Source organism: Nocardia sp. NBC_00508 (genome assembly GCF_036346875.1).
In the GTDB taxonomy this organism is placed as follows: domain Bacteria; phylum Actinomycetota; class Actinomycetes; order Mycobacteriales; family Mycobacteriaceae; genus Nocardia.
In genome coordinates, this window is sequence record NZ_CP107852.1 from 6003424 (window position 1) to 6022549 (window position 19126).

Annotated in this window: 21 protein-coding genes; 9 read left to right on the forward strand and 12 right to left on the reverse strand. The window is 69.3% G+C overall.

The features are described from left to right. Positions 1 to 12 precede the first annotated feature (12 nt). Positions 13 to 366 carry a DUF3099 domain-containing protein gene (locus OHA40_RS26920; RefSeq protein WP_330234398.1) on the reverse strand — a complete coding sequence of 118 codons (354 nt, stop codon included), beginning with the start codon at positions 364 to 366 and terminating at the stop codon, positions 13 to 15. A gap of 185 nt (positions 367 to 551) precedes the next feature. Between OHA40_RS26920 and OHA40_RS26925 the strand changes: the two genes are divergently transcribed. Continuing rightward, the gene (locus OHA40_RS26925) at positions 552 to 797 is read left to right on the forward strand and encodes a DUF3039 domain-containing protein (RefSeq protein WP_442943822.1); all 246 of its coding nucleotides are present in this window, start codon (positions 552 to 554) and stop codon (positions 795 to 797) included. A 9-nt stretch (positions 798 to 806) separates the two neighbouring features. On the opposite strand, the gene OHA40_RS26930 is transcribed toward OHA40_RS26925, so the two are convergent. Beyond that, entirely contained in the window at positions 807 to 1877 is a 1071-nt protein-coding gene (locus OHA40_RS26930) for a YihY/virulence factor BrkB family protein (protein WP_442944081.1), read from the reverse strand. 257 nt (positions 1878 to 2134) lie between these two features. Here OHA40_RS26930 and OHA40_RS26935 point away from each other — a divergent pair, with 257 nt between their 5' ends. Further along, on the forward strand, positions 2135 to 3886 hold the full coding sequence (locus OHA40_RS26935) for a DEAD/DEAH box helicase (protein WP_442944082.1): 1752 nt from the start codon (positions 2135 to 2137) through the stop codon (positions 3884 to 3886). Between the two features lie 22 nt (positions 3887 to 3908). Here OHA40_RS26935 and OHA40_RS26940 read toward each other — a convergent pair whose 3' ends face one another. After that, positions 3909 to 4508: a TetR/AcrR family transcriptional regulator gene (locus OHA40_RS26940; protein ID WP_330229644.1), complete on the reverse strand. Its 600-nt coding sequence runs from the start codon at positions 4506 to 4508 to the stop codon at positions 3909 to 3911. A gap of 106 nt (positions 4509 to 4614) precedes the next feature. Here OHA40_RS26940 and OHA40_RS26945 point away from each other — a divergent pair, with 106 nt between their 5' ends. Next, positions 4615 to 5355 (forward strand): SDR family NAD(P)-dependent oxidoreductase, encoded by a 741-nt coding sequence (locus tag OHA40_RS26945; RefSeq protein ID WP_330229645.1) that lies wholly within the window; start codon positions 4615 to 4617, stop codon positions 5353 to 5355. Here OHA40_RS26945 and OHA40_RS26950 read toward each other — a convergent pair whose 3' ends face one another. Beyond that, the gene (locus tag OHA40_RS26950) at positions 5356 to 5805 is read right to left on the reverse strand and encodes a helix-turn-helix transcriptional regulator (protein WP_330229646.1); all 450 of its coding nucleotides are present in this window, start codon (positions 5803 to 5805) and stop codon (positions 5356 to 5358) included. On the opposite strand from OHA40_RS26950, the gene OHA40_RS26955 reads away from it, so the two are divergent. Then, entirely contained in the window at positions 5788 to 6210 is a 423-nt protein-coding gene (locus OHA40_RS26955; protein ID WP_330229647.1) for a class I SAM-dependent methyltransferase, read from the forward strand. The two genes, OHA40_RS26950 and OHA40_RS26955, sit on opposite strands and share 18 nt — an antisense overlap. Before the next feature lie 38 nt (positions 6211 to 6248). Here the strand turns inward: OHA40_RS26955 and OHA40_RS26960 are convergent, their stop codons facing one another. Together OHA40_RS26960 and OHA40_RS26965 are read right to left on the reverse strand one after the other, a co-directional pair. Beyond that, a complete protein-coding gene (locus OHA40_RS26960; RefSeq protein ID WP_330229648.1) occupies positions 6249 to 6803 on the reverse strand; it encodes a hypothetical protein in 555 nt (184 codons plus the stop codon). After that, positions 6803 to 8563, reverse strand: a complete 1761-nt coding sequence (locus tag OHA40_RS26965) for a DEAD/DEAH box helicase (protein ID WP_330229649.1) — start codon at positions 8561 to 8563, stop codon at positions 6803 to 6805. Before OHA40_RS26965 ends, OHA40_RS26960 begins: the two co-directional genes overlap by 1 nt. Positions 8564 to 8874: 311 nt before the next feature. On the opposite strand from OHA40_RS26965, the gene OHA40_RS26970 reads away from it, so the two are divergent. Further along, positions 8875 to 9591 carry a TetR/AcrR family transcriptional regulator gene (locus OHA40_RS26970; RefSeq protein WP_330234400.1) on the forward strand — a complete coding sequence of 239 codons (717 nt, stop codon included), beginning with the start codon at positions 8875 to 8877 and terminating at the stop codon, positions 9589 to 9591. A 105-nt stretch (positions 9592 to 9696) separates the two neighbouring features. On the opposite strand, the gene OHA40_RS26975 is transcribed toward OHA40_RS26970, so the two are convergent. Beyond that, positions 9697 to 9891, reverse strand: coding sequence for a DUF7455 domain-containing protein (locus tag OHA40_RS26975; RefSeq protein WP_330229650.1), 195 nt, complete (start codon positions 9889 to 9891; stop codon positions 9697 to 9699). Between the two features lie 276 nt (positions 9892 to 10167). On the opposite strand from OHA40_RS26975, the gene OHA40_RS26980 reads away from it, so the two are divergent. Next, entirely contained in the window at positions 10168 to 10527 is a 360-nt protein-coding gene (locus tag OHA40_RS26980; RefSeq protein ID WP_330229651.1) for a DUF952 domain-containing protein, read from the forward strand. Here the strand turns inward: OHA40_RS26980 and OHA40_RS26985 are convergent, their stop codons facing one another. Together OHA40_RS26985 and OHA40_RS26990 are read right to left on the reverse strand one after the other, a co-directional pair. Then, the gene (locus OHA40_RS26985; protein WP_330229652.1) at positions 10528 to 11175 is read right to left on the reverse strand and encodes a response regulator transcription factor; all 648 of its coding nucleotides are present in this window, start codon (positions 11173 to 11175) and stop codon (positions 10528 to 10530) included. After that, the gene (locus tag OHA40_RS26990) at positions 11172 to 12443 is read right to left on the reverse strand and encodes a sensor histidine kinase (RefSeq protein ID WP_330229653.1); all 1272 of its coding nucleotides are present in this window, start codon (positions 12441 to 12443) and stop codon (positions 11172 to 11174) included. The genes OHA40_RS26985 and OHA40_RS26990 overlap by 4 nt, the downstream gene beginning before the upstream one ends. Positions 12444 to 12461: 18 nt before the next feature. On the opposite strand from OHA40_RS26990, the gene OHA40_RS26995 reads away from it, so the two are divergent. Both OHA40_RS26995 and OHA40_RS27000 read left to right on the forward strand, forming a co-directional pair. Then, entirely contained in the window at positions 12462 to 12944 is a 483-nt protein-coding gene (locus OHA40_RS26995; protein WP_330229654.1) for a cation:proton antiporter regulatory subunit, read from the forward strand. A 1-nt stretch (position 12945) separates the two neighbouring features. Then, positions 12946 to 14130: a cation:proton antiporter gene (locus OHA40_RS27000; protein WP_330229655.1), complete on the forward strand. Its 1185-nt coding sequence runs from the start codon at positions 12946 to 12948 to the stop codon at positions 14128 to 14130. A gap of 606 nt (positions 14131 to 14736) precedes the next feature. Here the strand turns inward: OHA40_RS27000 and OHA40_RS27005 are convergent. Further along, positions 14737 to 16110, reverse strand: a complete 1374-nt coding sequence (locus OHA40_RS27005) for an RNA polymerase sigma factor (protein WP_330229656.1) — start codon at positions 16108 to 16110, stop codon at positions 14737 to 14739. Between the two features lie 195 nt (positions 16111 to 16305). Continuing rightward, the gene (ppgK, locus tag OHA40_RS27010; RefSeq protein ID WP_330229657.1) at positions 16306 to 17064 is read right to left on the reverse strand and encodes a polyphosphate--glucose phosphotransferase; all 759 of its coding nucleotides are present in this window, start codon (positions 17062 to 17064) and stop codon (positions 16306 to 16308) included. 170 nt (positions 17065 to 17234) lie between these two features. Between ppgK and OHA40_RS27015 the strand changes: the two genes are divergently transcribed. Then, on the forward strand, positions 17235 to 18167 hold the full coding sequence (locus tag OHA40_RS27015) for an inositol monophosphatase family protein (protein WP_442943823.1): 933 nt from the start codon (positions 17235 to 17237) through the stop codon (positions 18165 to 18167). Here the strand turns inward: OHA40_RS27015 and cei are convergent, their stop codons facing one another. After that, positions 18168 to 18845, reverse strand: coding sequence for an envelope integrity protein Cei (gene cei, locus OHA40_RS27020; protein WP_330229659.1), 678 nt, complete (start codon positions 18843 to 18845; stop codon positions 18168 to 18170). Positions 18846 to 19126: the final 281 nt, after the last annotated feature.

Consider the following 19126-nt stretch of genomic DNA (forward strand, 5'->3'; position numbering starts at 1 on the left):
GCGGGGGCGGCCTCAGCCGTCGATGGCGTTGTGCGGGCGAGACTCGAGGGCAGTGCGGGGACGGTCCCACCGGCTGGGCTCGTCCTTGCGGCGGGGTGGGCGGTCGTTGGCGATCAGCACCGCGATCCAGGGCAACGGGATGGACGCGACGATGATCAGGATGGACAGCAGGGGACTGCCGAACGTGCTGTAGGCGATGGCCGCCAGGACCAGGCAGGGGATGCGGAACGCCATGATGATCGTGTACCGGCGCACCCGAGCGCGGTGCTGATCTTCCAGCGACGGCGCCGCCTCGGTGATCAATGCCGGGTGTTTGTCGTCACTGCCTGGGAAATATCCGGCGGAACCGCTGGGCTGCGTCGGCATCGTCAGGTCGGGCTGCTCTTCGCGGTCGCGGCCGTCGGCGGAGGGGGAGTCGCCGTTGCGCTGCATACTCCTGAGTCTCCCACTAGGGATCCATCCGCGCACGGGCCGGGCTCCCGGCAAACGTTCTCGGCATCGGGGGCGGCCCGCGCCACCGTGGTCAGCCGCTGGTCCAGCGATGCGGCATCATGGAATGCGTGAGCACCGACACCATTGTTCGCCCGGACACGACGACCGACGAGACGACGGGCGACGACACCCCGAAGTTCTTCCACTACGTGAAGAAGGACAGGATCGCCGAGAGCGCCGTGATGGGCACCCACGTGGTCGCGCTGTGCGGAGAGGTCTTCCCGGTGACCCGCTCGGCCAAGCCCGGCTCTCCGGTGTGCCCGGAGTGCAAGAAGGTCTACGACGGCCTCCGCAAGGGCGAGTGAGGTCCGGCCCTATTCCAGGGACGAGGGCGACGCTCCTCGCCGGTCGACGGTGGCCAGGGAGCGGCCGGGTCCGGCGTTGTCCGGGTCCGCGGCGGCCTCGCCCTCGGCCGGCGCCTCGACGCCTCCTTCGCCGCGTACCTGGTTGGCGATCCACTCCTTCACCTGCTCCATGCGCGTCGCGCGGGCGGGCCAGAACTCCTGCACCGCCGCGTTGAACTCCGCACCGAGGATCACCGCGAAGCCGAGGAAGAACGTGAACAGCAGAAACGCGATGGGAGTCGCCAGCGCGCCGTAGGTGACACCGGTCCTGGTGACCCAGGACAGGTAGCGGCGCAGCAGCTCACTCGCCGTCATGAAGAACACCCCGGCTACCAGCGCGCCACCGAAGAGACGGTGCCACGGCAGCGAGGCGTGCAGCGCCAGCTTGTACAGGGTGGTCAGCCCGACGATCAGCAGCAGGCCGACGCCCGGGTAGTAGAAGAAGTCCAGGAGCTGAAGTCCCGTCGCCCGCCACGCGGCGGGGAGCACCCGCCCGATCAGCGCTGGTCCCAGCGCCACCAGCGGCAGGATGAACACCGCCGCCACCAGGAACAGCATGTACAGCAGCAGCGCGAAGATGCGCTGCCACACCGGATGCCGCGCGTCCTGCTGGTCATGAGCCTCGACGATCGCGTCGACGAAGGTGGCCATCGCCGACGAACCGGCCCACAGCGAGAGCACGAAGCCCACCGAGACCACCGCGCCGCGCCCCCGGCCGAGCACATCTTGCAGCGTCGGCTCGATGAGGTCCGACACCACGCTCGCGGGGAACAACTCCTGGCTGAACACGATGATCTTGGATTCGACAATCTGTACCGTGTCCGGTCCGAACCATCCGCCGACGTAACCGAGACTGCCGAGCACCCCGAGTAACAGCGGCGCCAGCGAGAGTGTCTGCCAGAACGCCGCCGCCGCCGACTTGGCGAATATCGAGTCTTTCCAAGCCTTCGTCGCCACCCGTACGACCAGAGTGACCGTGTGCCTGCCCGCGTGCGCCGCCGTGGCGCCCGCCCGGTCCGCCCAGGTCCGCGCGCGCACCATGACGGCGCGGTCCGTCGGTGCGTCGGTCCGCGGCGGATCGCCCGGGCGGGCGCGGTGATCGGTCATCGTGCATACAGCATCGCGCACTTCATCGATCCGCATCGGGGTGCGGGTGCGACGTGTCGATGCGCGTCGGGTGAACTTCCAGCGTCCTGGCTGGTGGCCGTGTGATGCCCGTCGCGCCTGTCGCGCCGGTTTGGCGACACGCCGGGCCGGGCCGCTAGGGTGTCTGCGTGACTGGGTCGGGTGGCGCCGCTGTGGCGGGAGAAGCGAGTGCGCCGGGCGACTCGAAAGCAGCGAGCACCGCCGTCAGCGGCTCTCTTCGTGCCTGGCAGCGACGTGCGCTGACAAAATATCTGGCCACCAAACCCCGGGACTTCCTCGCGGTCGCCACCCCAGGGGCGGGAAAGACCACGTTCGCGCTGCGCGTCGCGGCGGAACTTCTGGCCGACCGCACCGTGGACCAGATCACCGTGGTCGCTCCGACCGAACACCTCAAACATCAGTGGGCGCAGTCCGCGGCTCGCGCCGGGGTCGCGTTGGACTCACGGTTCTCCAACGCCACCGGAGGCACCTCGGGGGACTACCACGGTGTCGTGGTCACCTACGCGCAGGTGGCCGCGCATCCCTTCCGGCATCGCGTGCGCACCGAAAACCGCAGGACGCTCGTCATTCTGGACGAGGTCCATCACGCGGGCGACGCGAAGAGCTGGGGTGAGGCGACGGCTGAGGCGTTCGGCGATGCCACCCGCCGCCTCGCGCTGACCGGTACGCCGTTCCGCAGCGACGACAGCCAAATCCCTTTCGTCGTCTACGAACCCGACGAGTCCGGCTTCCCGAAGTCCCGTGCCGACCACGCCTACGGATACGCCGAGGCGCTCGCCGACGGCGTCGTGCGGCCGGTGGTCTTCCTGGCGTACTCCGGTGAGGCGCACTGGCGTGACAGCGCGGGCGAGGAGTACTCCGCACGCCTCGGTGAACCCCTGAACGCCGAGCAGACCGCCCGGGCCTGGCGTACCGCGCTGGACCCGGCGGGTGACTGGATGTCGGCCGTGCTGCGCGCCGCCGACATCCGGCTGCGGCAGAAACGCGCCTCCGGCATGCCCGACGCCGGTGGGCTGGTGATCGCCACCGATCAGGAGCGTGCCCGCGACTACGCCGAACTGCTGGAACACATCTCGGGCGAGAAGCCGGCGCTGGTGCTCTCCGACGACCCGTCCTCCTCGAACCGGATCGCGGAGTTCGGCAACAGCACCCAGCCGTGGATGGTCGCGGTGCGCATGGTGTCGGAAGGTGTCGACGTGCCGCGCCTGGCCGTCGGTGTGTACGCGACCAGCGCCGCCACGCCGCTGTACTTCGCCCAGGCGATCGGGCGCTTCGTGCGTGCCCGCAAGCCGGGCGAGACCGCGACCGTGTTCCTGCCGTCGGTGCCGGTACTGCTGGATCTGGCCGCGCAGTTGGAGCTGCAGCGCGACCATGTCATCGGCAAGCCGCACCGGGAGAAGAACGGGCTGGAAGACGATCTGCTGGTCGAGGCCAACAAGCAGAAGGACGAGCCGGGCGAGCAGGACAAGTCCTTCGTCGCGCTGGCCGCCGACGCCGAACTCGACCAGGTGATCTACGACGGCTCCTCGTTCGGCACCGCCACCTTCGCCGGCAGTGACGAGGAAGCCGATTACCTGGGCATCCCGGGGTTGCTCGACGCCGAGCAGATGCGCGCGCTGCTGCGTGAGCGGCAGTCGAGGCAGGTCGGCGAACGCGGTGCGGCCGCGCTGGCGCCCGAGCCCGGTCCACAGGTGGCCAGCGCCGCGGAACGTGTCGCCACGGCCGACCGGCTCGGCGAATTGCGCCGCGAACTCAACAGTCTGGTGGCGATGCATCACCACCGCACCGGTAAACCGCACGGCGTGATCCACGGCGAGCTGCGTCGCGAGTGTGGCGGTCCGCCGACGGCGCTGGCCACCGCGGAACAACTCGGCGAGCGTATCGCGGCCTTGCGCCGGAAGTAGCCGTGCCGCAGCGGAATCAGCCTCAGATGGGGACGGGCCAGGCGGCCATGGCGCAGTCGATGGACGCGCTGAGTTCGGCCAGGGAAGCGCCGTCTCGCGCCTGGATGGACAGGCCGTACAGGACCGTGGTGTAGAAACTCGCCAGGGCCGCCGTGTGGGTGCCGGCGGGCAGATCGCCGTCGGCGACACCGCGATCGAGGCGTCGACGGATGTCGTCGGTGGTCTCGCGGCGTTTGCCGATCAAGAAGTCGCGGATGTTCGTATTGCGCGTGGTGTAGGTGGAGCCCGCGAGCACGACCATGCAGCCGTGCGGTTTGTTCTCCTCGGTATACGCGACTGCGTTGTCCCGCAACATCGCCTCGATGCTGCCGCGTGCGGTCGGCTCCTCGCGCAGGGCGCGATCGGTGTAGCCGCCGTCGGTTCGTCCGTAAAGGTCGATGGCTTCGCGGAACAGCGCCTCCTTGCCGCCGAACGCCGCATACAGGCTCGGGGAATTGATGCCCATCGCGGCGGTGAGATCGCTCATCGAGGAACCCTCGTAGCCGTGCTCCCAGAACACCTCCATGGCACAGCGCAACGCCTCGGCGCGGTCGAACGCGCGCGGTCGTCCTCGTTCGGCCATGGCGGAACCTTTCTGTGTCGATCGTTAAATATACCCATTGACACCGGTGCGGCCGATGCGCTTGGCTATTTATGTACTGATCGACACAGAACTTGGAGGAGTACCGATGTCGGACCTCACGGGCAAGGTCGCGCTGGTGACCGGCGGTAGCCGCGGAATCGGAGCGGCGATCACGCGCCGTCTCGCGGGCGCGGGCGCGGACGTCGCGCTGACCTACCAGCACGCCGAGGGACAGGCGAAAACGGTGGTCGGCGAGGTCGAGTCGCTCGGGCGCCGAGCCATCGCGATCCAAGCCGACAGCGCCGACGCCACCGCGGTGCGTGCGGCCGTAGACCGGGCCGCGTCCGAACTCGGTGGCCTGGACATCTTGGTCAACAACGCCGGAATCTTCCCGGCCAAGCCGTTCGAAGAGTTCACCGTCGCCGAAATCGACAACGCGCTGCACGTGCACGCCCGCGCGGCGTTCGTCGGGGCGCAGGCGGCGGTCGCGCACATGACCGACGGCGGCCGGATCATCAGCATCGGCACCAACCTGGCCGAGCACGCGCCCTTCGGTGGCCTTGCGCTCTACAACCTGAGCAAGTCCGCGCTCAACGGCTTCACCAAGGCACTGGCTCGTGAACTCGGTCCGCGCGCGATCACGGTGAATCTCGTGCAGCCCGGCTCCACCGATACCGAGATGAATCCCGAGGACGGCGACCACGCCGCGCAGCAGCGCGAGCTGACCGCGCTGGGCCGCTTCGGCACCGCCGACGACGTCGCGGCCACGGTGGCCTTCCTGGCCGGTCCGTCCGGCCGCAGCATCACCGGCGCGTTCCTCACCGTGGACAGCGGCACCAACGCCTGATCACCCGGCGAAATACCGCCCTGGCGACACCCCGACCACCCGCCGGAACGCCGCGACGTACGCGCTCGGTGTCGCGTAACCGACGCGGCCCGCAATCCGGGCGACCGGCAGCCCCGCGGCGAGCAGCGGCAGCGAGGCGGCCAGCCGGATCTGCGTGCGCCACTGGCCGAAGCCGAGACCGGTCTCCGACACGAACAGCCGGGCCAGTGTGCGCGGGCTGACGGCGACGGCGGCAGCGAACTCCGCGAGCGTGCGCGGGTCGGCCGGATCGGCGGCGAGCGCGTCGGCCACCTGCCGTGCTCGGGGATCGCCGGGCGGATGCGCGCCGACCGGAATCACCTCGACCGGCTCCAACAGGTCGAACACCACCGCCTCGGCGCGCCCCCGTCGCTCCTGGCCGGTGTCGGCTGCGGTGAGCAGGTCGAAAAGCTCATGGAGCAGTCGGGTCACGCGCAACATGGTCGGCGCGCCGAAGGCGACCCGGCGCTGGCCGCCCGGCTCCGTGTCCGGCACGGCCGGGCGATCATCGTGATCGACGGCGACGGCGCTGAGATGCCCTTGCCGCCAGGGCGCTTCGATTCCGTGGTCTGCTTCACCATGCTGCATCACGTGCCGACGGCGGGCAGGCAGGACGCGTTGTTCGCCGAAGCCATGCGGGTGTTGCGACCCGGCGGGTTGTTCGCGGGCAGCGACGGGCTCGACGGCCGCCTGTTCCGGCTCATGCACCTCGGCGACACCTGCGTGCCCGTGCCGCCGGAGACCGCCGCCGACCGGTTGTGCCGGATCGGCTTCACCGACGTCGAGATCGATACGGGCGCATCGAGTTTCCGCTTCCGGGCCAGACGGCCGCGGTGAGCGCGTCCGACGAGGTGATGCTCGACGCGCCGGGCCGCTCATCTCGGCGTTGTCGTGAAGAACCGGGACGGATCGAGCGCGCTGATCAGCGTCCATCGCGCTGGTGGCGCGGACACGTGCGAATCCTGCGGCGCCGCGGCGAAATAGCCCTGGATCTCCAGGGCGAGCCGGGGGTTCTCATCGACCCTGCGTGCCATCTCGTAGCAGACGGCGAGCACGTGCACGCATCGCGCCGACCGCGCCGTGCACGAGCAGTCGGTGCCCGCCAGGACCGGGGCCGGCGGGATTCCGGCCGCGGCGATCGCGCGGTGCATGTCGTCGGTCAGCACGGTGGGGTCCGGCACGATCGCGGCGATGGCGGTGATCGTGGTCCTGGTCAGCGGCGCCACCTCCAGGTGGGTCGACGAGGCCTGGCCACCACGGTGGATGGTGGCGCGCACGACCCGTCCCTCGACGGTGGCCTGCACGCCGTTGTTGCGTGCGATGCTGCGGGCGCGCGGGAGCAGGGGATCCGGTCGGGTCTGGCGCAGCGGCTCGGCTAGGCGCACCCAGTCCATACCCCATGCGGTGTAGCCGAATTCGTTGTCCGCCATCAGTTCTCCCTTTTACGACGCAGGACCTCGATCAGCTGATCGTCGCCGAGCGCGGAGAGCGCCGCGATGCCGGTGGCGTCGCCGAGGTCGGTCAGCGCCGCCTTGCGGTCGTGCATGCCCGCGATGTGCTCTTCCACGGTCGTGGCCGAGGTGAGCGTGGTGACGGTCACCGTGCGGGTTTGGCCGATCCGGTGGGCGCGGTCGGAGGCCTGTGCCTCCACCGCGGGGTTCCACCAGCGGTCGAAGTGGATGACGTCGGCGGCGCGGGTCAGCGTGAGGCCGGTGCCCGCAGCGCGCAGACTCAGCACCAGTATCGGCGGCCCGTCCTCGGCCTGGAACCGGGACACGATCTCGGCGCGTTCGGCCTGGTCGAGCGCGCCGTGGAAGAACGGCGCCGTCACCCCGAACTGTTCGGCGAGATGGCGTACGAGCAGCTCACCGGTCCGGCGGTACTGGGTGAAGACCAGTGTCGGGCTGGCGGTATCCAGATTGGTGGCCAGGATGTCGGTGCACAGGTCGAGCTTTCCGGATCGGCCGGCCAGCTCGCCGAGTTCGCCGGTGACCAGCCCGGGATGGTTGCACACCTGCTTGAGCGAGGTCAGCGCGGCGAGCACGCGGCCGTGGCGCTCGATGCCGGCGCCGAATCCGTCGTCGACGGCCCGGGCGAGCAGCTGATCATAGAGCCGCTCCTGCTCGGCGGTGAGGTCGCAGAGCAGGTCGCTGTGGATCTTCGCGGGCAGCGCCGCCGCGACCTGGCTCTTCTTGCGTACCAGCACGACCGGTTCGATGGTGTCGCGCAAGCGCGCCGCCGCGGTCGCCGACCCGTCCTGGATCGGCCGCACGAATCGTCGCCGGAATTGGGTCCGGTGCCCGAACAACCGCGGCGCCGCCAGGTTCAGCAACGCCCACAGCTCGTCGAGATGGTTCTCCACCGGCGTACCGGTGAGCGCGATCGTCGCGGCGGCGTCGATCGCGCGCGCCGCCTTCGCGACCTGGGTGCGCGGATTCTTCACCGCCTGCGCCTCGTCGAAGACGGCCGTCGCCCAGCGCCGTCCCGTCAGCAGGCGTCCGTGCAGCCGCAAGGTCGGGTAACCGGTGACGACGACGGTGGCCGCGTCGGCCATGATCTCGCCGCCGCGCCACGGGAGCACGCGCAGTCCCGGCGCGAACCGGCCGATCTCATGCGCCCAGTTGCCGACCAGCGAGGTCGGGCAGACCACCAGTTGCGGGCCGGCCTCGGCGCGGTCGAGCAAGAAGCCGATGGTCTGCACGGTCTTGCCGAGCCCCATCTCGTCGGCGAGCACCGCGCCACCGTGCGCGTCGGCGGTTTCGCGCAGCCAGCCGACCCCGCGTGCCTGGTAGGGCCGTAGCCGCGCCTTCAGCGTCGCACGCAGGTCTGCCGCGACGGCCTCGGTGTCACGCAGCACCCGCACTGCGCGGTGCGCCGACACGATGGAGGTGGCGGACGCATCCGGCACGGCATGGGCGGCTATCGGCAGGTCGGGAAGGTCGTATGCTTCCGTGCCCGGGTCGGCGCGGACCGCACGCAGGATGTCCTGCCAGATCAGGATCGAACATCCGGGGTGCTCGACCGCCAGATCCACGAAATCTTCCGGGTCGACCAGCGTGACGTCGACATCGGTGACCTCGAGTCCGCCGTCGGCGCCGACCGGGAGGGCCAGCGCGAGTGTCTCGCGGTCGCCGTGGTCGCGCGGCGCCGGTCCGGCCCCGCGTCCTGCCCATGTCCACAGCGCGAACATGTGCCGATCGGGCAGGTAAGTGGCGTGTGTGCTGGACAGAGCAGGCCCCTCAAATCAACGTATGCCGTACGGAGTACGATGACAACGTACACTGTACTGGATTTGTTCCGTGGAGCGCCGTGAGGGAGCGAGTGAACCGGACAGACAGCGCGCTCTCGCGCGCGACCGACCTGAGGCCCGGCGTCGTGCGGACGCCGTCGGGCGTCCGCGCGTGAGTCCAGCACCGCGCGCAGTCACGCGCACACGGAGCCGAGTGTGAGCAAGGCGTGGTCGTGAGCGAGCGAGCCTCCGTCGAACAGGCGAAACAGGTGATGAGCCTGCTGTGGCGCCATGAGCTGCCCACGCGCCAGGCGGCGCGCGGCCCGAAGCAGACGGTCAGCGTCGACGCGGTGGTCGCGGCAGCGGTGGCACTCGCGGATCGGGAGGGCTACGAGAAGGTCTCCATTCGCGCCGTCGCCGCGGGGCTGGGCCTGCGGCCGATGAGTCTGTACACGTACGTGCCGAGCAAGGACGCGCTCACCGTCCTCATGGTCGACACAGTGGCCGAGGAGGACGCAGCGATTCCGGGTGAACAGCCGCCGCGCGAGCGCATGGCGGCGCTGGCCCGCCAGGTTCGGGCGGAGCTGATCGCGCACCCCTGGCTGCTCGAGGTACCTCCCTGGCGTCTGGTGCTCGGCCCGGGACGGATGCGCCGCTACGAACGGCAGCTCGCCGCGGTCGACGGAATCGGTCTGTCGGACGTGGCGATGGACCGGGTGATCGCCGTGCTGTCGGAGTTCGCGACCGGCAACGCGCGCATGTCGGTCGCCGCGGCCCGCGAGACTCGCCGGATGAGCGACGCGCGCTGGTGGGAGGTGCACGGCCCGCTGCTCACCGAGGTCATGCCGCCGACCGAGTTCCCGCTTGCGTCGCGGGTCGGTGCGGCGGTCGGCGAGCTGTACCAGGCGCCCGCCGACCCGGACCGCGCCTTCGACTACGGGCTGGCCAGGCTGCTGGACGGCATCCTCGGCACCTTGTCCGCCCACTGAGCGTTCGCCGAACACGCCGGCAGCGGGCGACCTGTGGGTCGCCCGCTGCCGGTGGTAACGGTGTTCTGTTGTCCGATGCTGTTGTGTCAGGACGCGAGGAGCGGATCAGGGTGTGGGAGCGGACTCCGTGTCGATCACGGCGTCCAGCTCACGCAGCCGATCCATGTGTTCGTTCGCGTGGTGCTGGCAGAAGAGCAACTCTCCACCCGCGGGAAGTACGGCACGCACTCGGGCCGCGGCCCCGCAACGGTCGCAACGATCGACCGCGGTCAGTGGGGTGCTTGTCAGGGTTCCTGGCATGACTCCTCCGTCCTGGCTCCCGGTCCCGACGACCGTTCACCTGGTGTGGGGCCCGTGGTCACTCACCACGAGCTCGCTACCGCTACTTCCCAGCAGGGGTATGACTACTCTGTCAGACGTTCGGGACGGGGGACTTTGTTCCCGCGAGTTATCCAGTGTGTTTTCGATAACACGACCAGGGATTTCGCTACGGGCGAACGCCACAGGTCAGGTTGCCGAAGTGCACTCGATCACTTCCTCGATCGGCCGATCCAGTTGTCTACCGGGAGATTACCCGTGACCTACGACACTCACACGCTTGTTCACCTATGTGCTTCGGGGGAGTGGCTTTCCGCCCGGCAAACGGGGGAGTACCGCGCGCCCTCGCTCCGCGAGGTGGGGTACATTCACCTCTCGGCGCCGCAGCAGGTGCACCTGCCCGCGAACCGGTTGTTCGCGGGACGGCGCGATCTGGTGCTGCTGCGCATCGACCCCGGCCGGGTGGGCTCGCCGATCGAATGGGAGCCCGGTGTGCCGACCGATCCGGAGTCGATGCTGTTCCCGCATCTCTACGGTCCGCTGCCGGTGGCGGCGGTCACCGCGGTGGAGGATTACCAGCCCGGCGCGGACGGGACATTCGCCCCACTCGCCGAGTGATCATCGGCCGCGGATTTCGCGGGCGAGGATCGCGGCCTGAACCCGTGACCGCACACCGAGTTTCATCAGCACTCTCGAGACGTGCGTCTTGACAGTTGTCTCGCCGATGAACAACCGGCCCGCGATCTGCGCGTTGGACAGACCGTCGCCGAGGCAGTCGAGCACTTCGCGTTCCCGCTCGGTGAGTTCGTCCAGCCCGGCCGGAACCTGTCGCACCGCAGTCCGATTCGATGCGGCGAACGCCGAGATCACGGCCTTCGTCACTTCCGGGGCCAGCACGCCGTCACCCGCCGCGACCGCGCGCACGGCCTCGACCAGCGACTGCCCCGACGCGGATTTCAGCACGAACCCCGCCGCGCCGGCGCGCAGCGTGCGAAAGACGTACTCGTCCAGGTCGAACGTGGTCAGGATGAGCACCCTGGCCGAACCATCAGCGGTGATCCGTTCGGTGGCGGTGATCCCGTCCATGCCGGGCATCCGCACGTCCATCAGCACCACCTGCGGCCGCAGCGCCTTGGCTTGCGCCACCGCGATATCGCCGTCGGCGGCCTCGCCGACCACCTCGATGTCGTCCTCGACGTCCAGGATCATCCGCAGCCCCGCGCGGATCGCCGCGTGGTCGTCGGCGATCACCACTCGAATCGTCATGACGCGCTCGCGGATCCGAGCGGCAGCCGGGCCAGCACTGCCCAGCCGCCGGAATCCGGCCCGGCGCGGAAGCTTCCGCCGAGCGCGGCCGCACGCTCGCGCATGTTCACCAGACCGCGATGCCCGGCGTCCGCCGCCGCATGGTGTGGCCGCGCCGGCGCGGCCGGGTTGCGGATCGAGAGGCGCAACTCCTCGTCCTCGGCCCGCACGTCGATGGAGACCTCCTGTCCCGGTGCGTGTTTCATGGCGTTGGTCAAAGCCTCCTGGACGATCCGGTAGGCGGCCTGGTCGACGGCGCTCGGCAGCGCCGCGCCGTCGAGCGACTCGCGCACCCGCACCGAGATCCCCGCGGCCCGTGCGGCATCCACGAGGATCGACAGCTGGGCGAGCCTGCGCGGCGCGGCCACCTCGTCCGCGGCGCGGCCGTCGCTGTGCAGCAACCCGATCATCGTGCGCATCTCCTGCAGCGCGTTGACGCTGTTGGAACGGATGGACCGCATGATTCCGGCCAACGCGGGGTCGGCGTCGCGGCGGGCCAGCACCCCGAGCGCCGCCTCGGAATGGATCGCGATGGCCGACAGGTGACCGGCGATCACGTCGTGCAGGTCGCGTGCCATGGTGGTGCGTTCGTCCGCGATGGCCGCGCGCCGGTCGAGTTCGGCGACCAGGGTCAACGCCTGCGCGCGGGTGCGCTCGGCCGCCGCGATCTGCTGGTGCGTGCGTACGGAGTTCGCCCACCAGATCGGCGTCGCCACGAAACTGAAGACCGCCACCAGCGCCAGCGAGACCGCGCGCAGGTCGCCGGTCAGCGCCAGCGTGAGCACCACGACCAGCGTGGAGAACAACGACCAGCACAGCATCGTGATTCGCGACGCCAGGCGCCCGGCGTAGAGCACGGCGGAATAGATCAGGTCGGCGTAGATGATCCACACCGGTACCGTCGCGCCGAGCCAGGTGTCCACCGCCAAGGGAACCAGTCCGCCGAGCATGGCCGCCATCGGATTCCGGCGGCGGAAATACGTCGCCAGGCACAGCGCCAGCAGCACGCCGAACCGCACCCACAGCGACAGTAGCGTGCCGCGCTCGGTCATCGTGGACAGTCCCGTGAGGTACAGCACCGTGCCGGCGACGAACGCGATCACCGCGCCGAGCGCGTCCCGCGTTCCCTCGGGGATTTCCGACCACCGCCGCACGCCTCCATCACAGCACAGGGCACGCGACGCGCCATCGGCCGAAGTGATGACCGAACGGTTTACCAACTCGGACATCCGGCTAATCTGGAAGGCGTGAACGTCGACGTCACCGCACTACCCGGCATCGGAGTCCGCAAGGATTTCGAAGTGCGCTCCGGTCGCCGAATCGGCGTGGTCGCCCACCGTGACGGTGACATCGACCTGATCGTCTCCAAGCTCGACGACCCGGATGCCTGCGCCGCGCAGATCCCGCTGAGCACCGACGAGGCGGCGGTGCTGGCCAATCTGCTCGGCGCGCCGCAGTTGGTCGCCAAGCTCAACGACGATCACCGCGACCTGCCCGGGATCACCACTCGTCAGCTACCGATCGGCGACGAGTCCCCCTACGACGGGCGCACCCTCGGCGAGACCCAGATGCGCACTCGCACGAAGGTCTCCATCGTCGCGGTCATGCGGGCGGGACAGCTGCATCCCTCGCCAGGTCCTGATTTCACCTTCACCGCGGGCGACCTGCTCGTGGTCGTCGGCACCCCGGAGGGTCTCGATGCCGCCGCGAAGATCTTGACGCACGGCTGACGTGACGGACACCGCGCTCGCCCTGATCGAGCTCGGAGCGGTTCTCTTCGCCCTCGGCATGCTGGGTCGCGTCGCGGGACGCATCGGTATGTCACCGATTCCGCTGTATCTGGTCGGCGGGCTGGTGTTCGGGCAGGGCGGTGTCGTGAAACTCGAGGCGGCCCACGAATTCGGACATGTCGCCGGCGAGATCGGTGTGGTGCTGCTGCTGTTGCTGCTCGGCCTGGAGTACACGGCGACGGAACTGGTGACCGGCCTGCGCCGCTCCTGGGCAGCGGGAATCGTCGACATCGTGGTCAACGCGACACCGGGCGCGCTGGTGGCCCTGATGCTGGGCTGGGGCATCCCCGGAGCGATCACGATGGCGGGCGTCACCTACATCTCCTCCTCGGGGATCGTGGCGAAGGTCCTCGACGATCTCGGCCGCCTCGGCAACCGCGAGACCCCGGTGATCCTGTCCATCCTGGTGTTCGAGGACCTGGCGATGGCGGTGTACCTGCCGATCCTCACCACGGTGCTGGCCGGGTTGAGCTGGGTCAGCGGGATGCGCGCGCTGGGGCTGGCGCTGCTGACGATCACGCTGGTGCTCATCGTGGCACTGCGCTACGGCCGCCACGTCTCGGCGATCGTGGACAGCGCCGACCGCGAGGTCTTCCTGCTGACGTTGCTCGGCGGAGCGCTGCTGGTGGCGGGCGTTTCGTCGGCGTTGAGCGTCTCGGCGGCGGTGGGGGCGTTCCTGCTGGGCATCGCGATCTCGGGGTCGACCGCGCACGAGGCGGCGAAACTGCTCGAGCCGCTGCGCGACCTGTTCGCGGCGATCTTCTTCGTCGCCTTCGGGCTCAACACCGATCCGCGGGCTATTCCGCCCGTGCTGGGCTGGGTCATCGCGCTCGCGGTCGTCACTCTGGTCACGAAGGTCGCCACCGGATGGTGGGCCGCGGCCAGGCAGGGCATCCGCCGTATGGGCCGGGCCAGGGCCGGTGCGGCACTGGTCGCCCGAGGCGAGTTCTCCATCGTCATCGCGGGATTGGCGGTGAGTTCGGGCGCGATGGACGGGCAGCTCACCGCCCTGGCCTCGACCTACGTGCTGCTGATGGCGGTGCTCGGCCCGATCACGGCGCGAGTGGTCGAGCCGATGGTCGGGCTGCTGCAACGCCGCGCGCGTCCCGAGCCCGCGATCTCCTGATCAGCCCTGGGCGGCGGCTGTCGGCAAGTTCGCGTGTGCCGGAACGGGGAGCGGTCGGGCCGATCGCCAAGCCGATCATGGCGGCGGCGCACAGACGCGCGATGCGGTGACCGACAAGCTCAGCGCCGGTTATCGATGCAACAGAGGTGCCCTGACCAGCGATAAGTAATGAGGGTCGGGGATACGCAGATTCGATCGTGGAAGGAGATGAGATCGATGGGTTCCTTCGGCATCGATCTCGGTGTGGGCCTCGGCGTATTCGCCAACTGGCTCAAATTGATGTTCGGACTCGACTTCGGCCTCAGCTGATCGAGGTCCCTGCGGCAGAAGTGGGCACCGGGCACGCGCCGACATCGCGTTCTCGGTGCCCCGTCGTCATTGCCGGACGGTGGTTCAGGCGTCGACCTGAAGGACACCTCCCGTTCCGCCCGATCGGCGCCGGTGCGGTCGTCTCGATCGAATCATGGCACCGGACCGGTCGGCGGCCGGTAGACGTTCAGGACGAGCGGAAACCAGAGACGGTAGGCGGAAAGCGCGACGCCCGCATTCGCGGTGCCGCTGGAATATCGAGCGGCACAACGAATGCGGGCGTCGAGGCGATGCGACCTAGTCCAGGTAGTCGCGCAGCACCTGGGAGCGGCTGGGGTGGCGCAGCTTGCTCATGGTCTTGGACTCGATCTGGCGGATGCGCTCGCGGGTCACCCCGTAGACCTGGCCGATCTCGTCGAGGGTGCGCGGCTGACCGTCGGTGAGGCCGAAGCGCAGCCGGACGACGCCCGCCTCGCGCTCGGAGAGGGTCTCCAGCACGGACTGCAGCTGGTCCTGCAGCAGCGTGAAGCTCACCGCGTCCACCGCGACGACGGCCTCGGAGTCCTCGATGAAGTCGCCGAGCTGGCTGTCGCCCTCGTCGCCGATGGTCTGGTCCAGCGAGATGGGCTCACGCGCGTACTGCTGGATCTCCAGCACCTTCTCCGGCGTGATGTCCATTTCCTTGGCCAGCTCCTCCGGCGTCGGCTCGCGGCCGAGGTCCTGGAGCAGCTCGCGCTGGATGCGGCCGAGCTTGTTGATGACCTCGACCATGTGCACCGGGATGCGGATGGTGCGGGCCTGGTCGGCCATGGCGCGAGTGATGGCCTGCCGGATCCACCAGGTGGCGTACGTGGAGAACTTGTAGCCCTTGGTGTAGTCGAACTTCTCCACCGCGCGGATCAGACCCAGGTTGCCCTCCTGGATCAGGTCCAGGAACGCCATACCGCGGCCGGTGTAGCGCTTGGCCAGCGACACGACCAGGCGCAGGTTGGCCTCGAGCAGGTGGTTCTTGGCCCGGTTACCGTCGCGGACGATCCAGTTGAAGTCGCGGCGCATCGCGACCGGCAGCTTCTCGCCCTGCTCGGTGAACTCGCGCACCTTCTCCGCCGCGTAGAGACCGGCCTCGATCCGCTTGGCGAGCTCGACCTCCTCCTCGGCGTTGAGTAGCGCGACCTTGCCGATCTGCTTGAGGTAGGCGCGGACCGAGTCGGCCGAGGCGGTGAGTTCGGCGTCCTTGCGGGCTTGCCGTAGCGCCTCGGATTCCTCCTCGTCCCAGACGAAGTCACCGGAGGCCTTCTGCGCCGCGGTCGGCTCGCCGGACTCCTCGGCCTCGGTCTCGGTGTCCCCGGCGACCTCGACCAGCTCGTCACCGTCGGCGAGGTCTTCGTCGGAGACTTCCAGATCGCCGAGATCGTCGAGGTCGAGCGACTCGTCCTCCACGGTCTCCTCGGCGCCGGGCTCGCCGTCCGGTCCCGCCTTCTTGGTGGTGGCCTTCTTCGCCGGAGCCTTGGTCGCCTTGGCGGCGGCCTTCTTGGCAGGCGCCTTCTTGGCGGCGGCCTTCTTCGCCGGAGCCTTCTTCGCGGCAGCCTTACGGACCGGCCGTGCTTCGGTTACATCTGCGGAGTCGGCATCGGCCGATTCGGCGGTCTGACGGGTATTCGTGGCTACCACGTACGCCCTTTCGTGACGGTCTCGTGCGGCGTCACGCCAGAGTAGTGTTCCGGCGGAGCGATCTGTCGGGTTTCACCGGCGGAGGGCCGGTCGGGGTTTCTCCGGCTCAGCCGGGGGCACGTTCCATTGTAACGATCTAACCAGGGTACCTATGGCGCGATGCCAGGAACGGCATCCCGGCCGCGCCCGCGCGCCTCAGGGGGCGATGCCTCCGGCGATCGCCATAGCCGCGCCGACGATGCCCGCGGTGTTCCGGAGGCGCGCTGGAATGACCGGGGTCCGGTTGGTGAGCAAGGGGATCCACTTCTCGGCGTCCCGGCTGATGCCCCCGCCCGCGACGAACACGACCGGGAAGAAGAGGTTCTCCATGGTGGTCAGCACAATGCTGACTTCGGCGGCCCACTCTTCGTAGGTCAGGTCGTCGCGCTCCTTCACCGAGGCCGCCGCGCGGTGCTCGCTCTCCCTGCCGCCGATCTCCAGGTGGCCGAGTTCGGTGTTGGGCACCAGCGTGCCGTGGTAGAGCAGCGCCGAGCCGATGCCGGTGCCGAAGGTCAGCAGCACGACCAGCCCCGCAAAATTCGTTGCCGCACCGTAATGGTCCTCGGCCATGCCCGCCGCGTCCGCGTCGTTGAGGACTGTGACCGGACGGCCGCCGAGCGCGGCGGAGAACAGCGCCCTCGCGTCGGTGCCGATCCAGGATTTGTCGATATTGGCAGCGGTGCGCGCCACGCCGCCGATCACCACCGAGGGCAGGGTGAGGCCGACCGGGCCGTTCCACTGCGCCTTGGCGATCAGTTCGGCCACCGCCTCGGCCACGGCCAGCGGTGTCGCGGGGTGCGGCGTCGCGATCTTGATCCGTTCATGGACCAACTCGCCGGTGGCCAGATCCACCGCGGCGCCCTTGACGCCGCTGCCGCCGATATCGATACCGAATGCGTGCCCCCGAGCGGACATGACTAACCCCTTGTTCCCTGTGCTGGCCGGTGTGGTGACAGCGTCGCCGCACCCGGACCCACGACGCCAGGACGGGGCGATGCGATGGGTGCCCGACGACGGCGCTGTGTCGTGCACGACAAGAGTAATGCGACACCGGGGCTGGGCGTCCGCCGAGGATCTGTGATGCGATGGAAGGCGTGCCGGAAACCTCATCGTCAGTGTCCGACTACACCCCCGACTCGTTCCTCTCGATCGTCGCGCGCGGCGACGAGGCCGATCTGCGCCGCGTCGCGGTCGATCTCGCGGAAACCGCCGCCGCCCATGTCCGCGCCCGCCGTCCCGAGGTGTTCGGGCCTGCGGGCGCGTACGCCGAAGGCGCCGTGCAGGCCAAGAGCCACGCCACCGACCCGGTGACCATCGTGGACACCGAAACCGAAGAGCTGATCCGAAGGCTGCTCGCCGAACAACGCCCCGGTGACCCGATCCTCGGTGAGGAGGGCGGCGGCAGCATCGACGACGCGAGCGCCGACACCGTCCACTGGGTCGTGGATCCGATCGACGGTACGGTCAACTTCCTCTATGGCATCCCCGGTTACGCCGTCTCGGTGGCCGCGCTGCGCGGCGGGCGACCGGTGGCGGGCGCCGTGGTGGATGTCGCGCGGGCGGCGACCTACAGCGCCGGGCTCGGGCTCGGTGCGCTGAGCGTCGGCGCGGACGGGGTGGTGGAGCATCTGCGCTGCACGGCCGTCGAATCGGTCTCGATGTCGTTGGTGGCCACCGGATTCGCCTACGGCAGGCAGCGCAGGGCAAGGCAGGCCGAGCTGATCGCGCAGGTGTTGCCGCACGTGCGCGACATCCGCCGCTTCGGCGCGGGGGCGCTGGATCTGTGCCACGTGGCGGCGGGCCGGGTGGACGCCTATTACGAGCACGGCCTCAATGCCTGGGATTGGGGTGCGGGCGCGCTGATCGCCGCCGAGGCGGGTGCGCGGCTGACCCTCCCTCCCGCGACGTCCCCGGGCACCGACGGCGACCTGGTGGTGGCTGCCGCGCCCGGCATCGCCGACGAACTCGCGGCACTGTTGGCCCGGGTCGGCGCGACCGAGCCGATTCCCGATCGCTGATCAGCAGCGGGCCTGCCGCGCGGCGTCGAGCAGTTCGATATCGATCGAGGTGGAGTTGCCGGGCGCCGGATTCTTCAGCGAACGCAGCACCTCCTCGGCGTCATTGCTGGGCCGGATATCCCGGAACAGCGAACCGAGGACCAGATCGACAGTGTCGTCGCCGCGCTGATCCTCGATCAGCTCGGCGCACGGCGCGACCAACTGCACCGCGGCGGCGGCCGGACGGCCGCTCACGCCGAAGCGGATCTGTCCGGTGCACTCCAGGTCGCCGTTGACGTATATCGAATCGTTGCCGTATTGCGTCCCCGGCGCGCTCGCGAAGCCGAGATCGCCGAGCTTAGCGGCGACATGTGCGGCTTGGCCGCGCTGGTTGTTCGCGTTCAGCACGCGCACCTTGCTGGCCGCCAGCGGTGCGGGTTCCACGTCCTGCAGCCGCCCGGCGCCGACCCGCTGGCCGAGCGGAGGCGGCTGCGGAGCACCGGGATCGGTGGCGGGACTCGGCGAGTTGCACGCCATCGCGGTGTTGTCGGTGTCGTGCGTCGTGAGTGCCTTGATCCAGACGATCCCGCAGATCAGTGCGAGAACTCCGAGCATGACGAGCCAGGGCTGGGGGCGGCGCCGAAGGAACGGCTGACCTTGCGAATCCGTCGCGGTGCCTTCGGTGATCAGTGAAACCACCAACACACTCTACGAAAATGTGTCCCGGGCGCCGTGCAAGGTCTCGGTGCGTTCCACCGATGGTGTCGATTGCCCCTCAGTTTCGACTCGGCTGTGTTTTGATTGCGACTTTTGCTCCGGGGTCCGCTATTGTCTGGCGGCCCAGATCGAATCACCAGTGGCGAAACCGGTGGTCGGTCGCGGGAACAAGAAGGGCATGTCCTGCGTTTACCCAGCGCTATCCAGAGTGGATCGGTGCGATCCGCCCTGATAGGCGACCGGTGTGCGTGTGACGTGCACCA

What these genes read in the sequence shown, in the direction of transcription:
- OHA40_RS26925 (WP_442943822.1), top strand. Translation starts at nt 552, where the DNA reads ATGGAATGCGTGAGCACCGACACCATTGTTCGCCCGGACACGACGACC.
- OHA40_RS26975 (WP_330229650.1), bottom strand. Translation starts at nt 9,891, where the DNA reads ATGCCAGGAACCCTGACAAGCACCCCACTGACCGCGGTCGATCGTTGC.
- OHA40_RS27015 (WP_442943823.1), top strand. Translation starts at nt 17,235, where the DNA reads ATGGAAGGCGTGCCGGAAACCTCATCGTCAGTGTCCGACTACACCCCC.
- OHA40_RS26955 (WP_330229647.1), top strand. Translation starts at nt 5,788, where the DNA reads ATGGAGCAGTCGGGTCACGCGCAACATGGTCGGCGCGCCGAAGGCGAC.
- OHA40_RS26930 (WP_442944081.1), bottom strand. Translation starts at nt 1,877, where the DNA reads ATGGTGCGCGCGCGGACCTGGGCGGACCGGGCGGGCGCCACGGCGGCG.
- ppgK (WP_330229657.1), bottom strand. Translation starts at nt 17,064, where the DNA reads ATGTCCGCTCGGGGGCACGCATTCGGTATCGATATCGGCGGCAGCGGC.
- OHA40_RS26970 (WP_330234400.1), top strand. Translation starts at nt 8,875, where the DNA reads ATGAGCCTGCTGTGGCGCCATGAGCTGCCCACGCGCCAGGCGGCGCGC.
- OHA40_RS26965 (WP_330229649.1), bottom strand. Translation starts at nt 8,563, where the DNA reads ATGTTCGCGCTGTGGACATGGGCAGGACGCGGGGCCGGACCGGCGCCG.
- OHA40_RS26985 (WP_330229652.1), bottom strand. Translation starts at nt 11,175, where the DNA reads ATGACGATTCGAGTGGTGATCGCCGACGACCACGCGGCGATCCGCGCG.
- OHA40_RS26920 (WP_330234398.1), bottom strand. Translation starts at nt 366, where the DNA reads ATGCCGACGCAGCCCAGCGGTTCCGCCGGATATTTCCCAGGCAGTGAC.
- OHA40_RS26990 (WP_330229653.1), bottom strand. Translation starts at nt 12,443, where the DNA reads ATGTCCGAGTTGGTAAACCGTTCGGTCATCACTTCGGCCGATGGCGCG.
- OHA40_RS26960 (WP_330229648.1), bottom strand. Translation starts at nt 6,803, where the DNA reads ATGGCGGACAACGAATTCGGCTACACCGCATGGGGTATGGACTGGGTG.
- OHA40_RS26940 (WP_330229644.1), bottom strand. Translation starts at nt 4,508, where the DNA reads ATGGCCGAACGAGGACGACCGCGCGCGTTCGACCGCGCCGAGGCGTTG.
- OHA40_RS26945 (WP_330229645.1), top strand. Translation starts at nt 4,615, where the DNA reads ATGTCGGACCTCACGGGCAAGGTCGCGCTGGTGACCGGCGGTAGCCGC.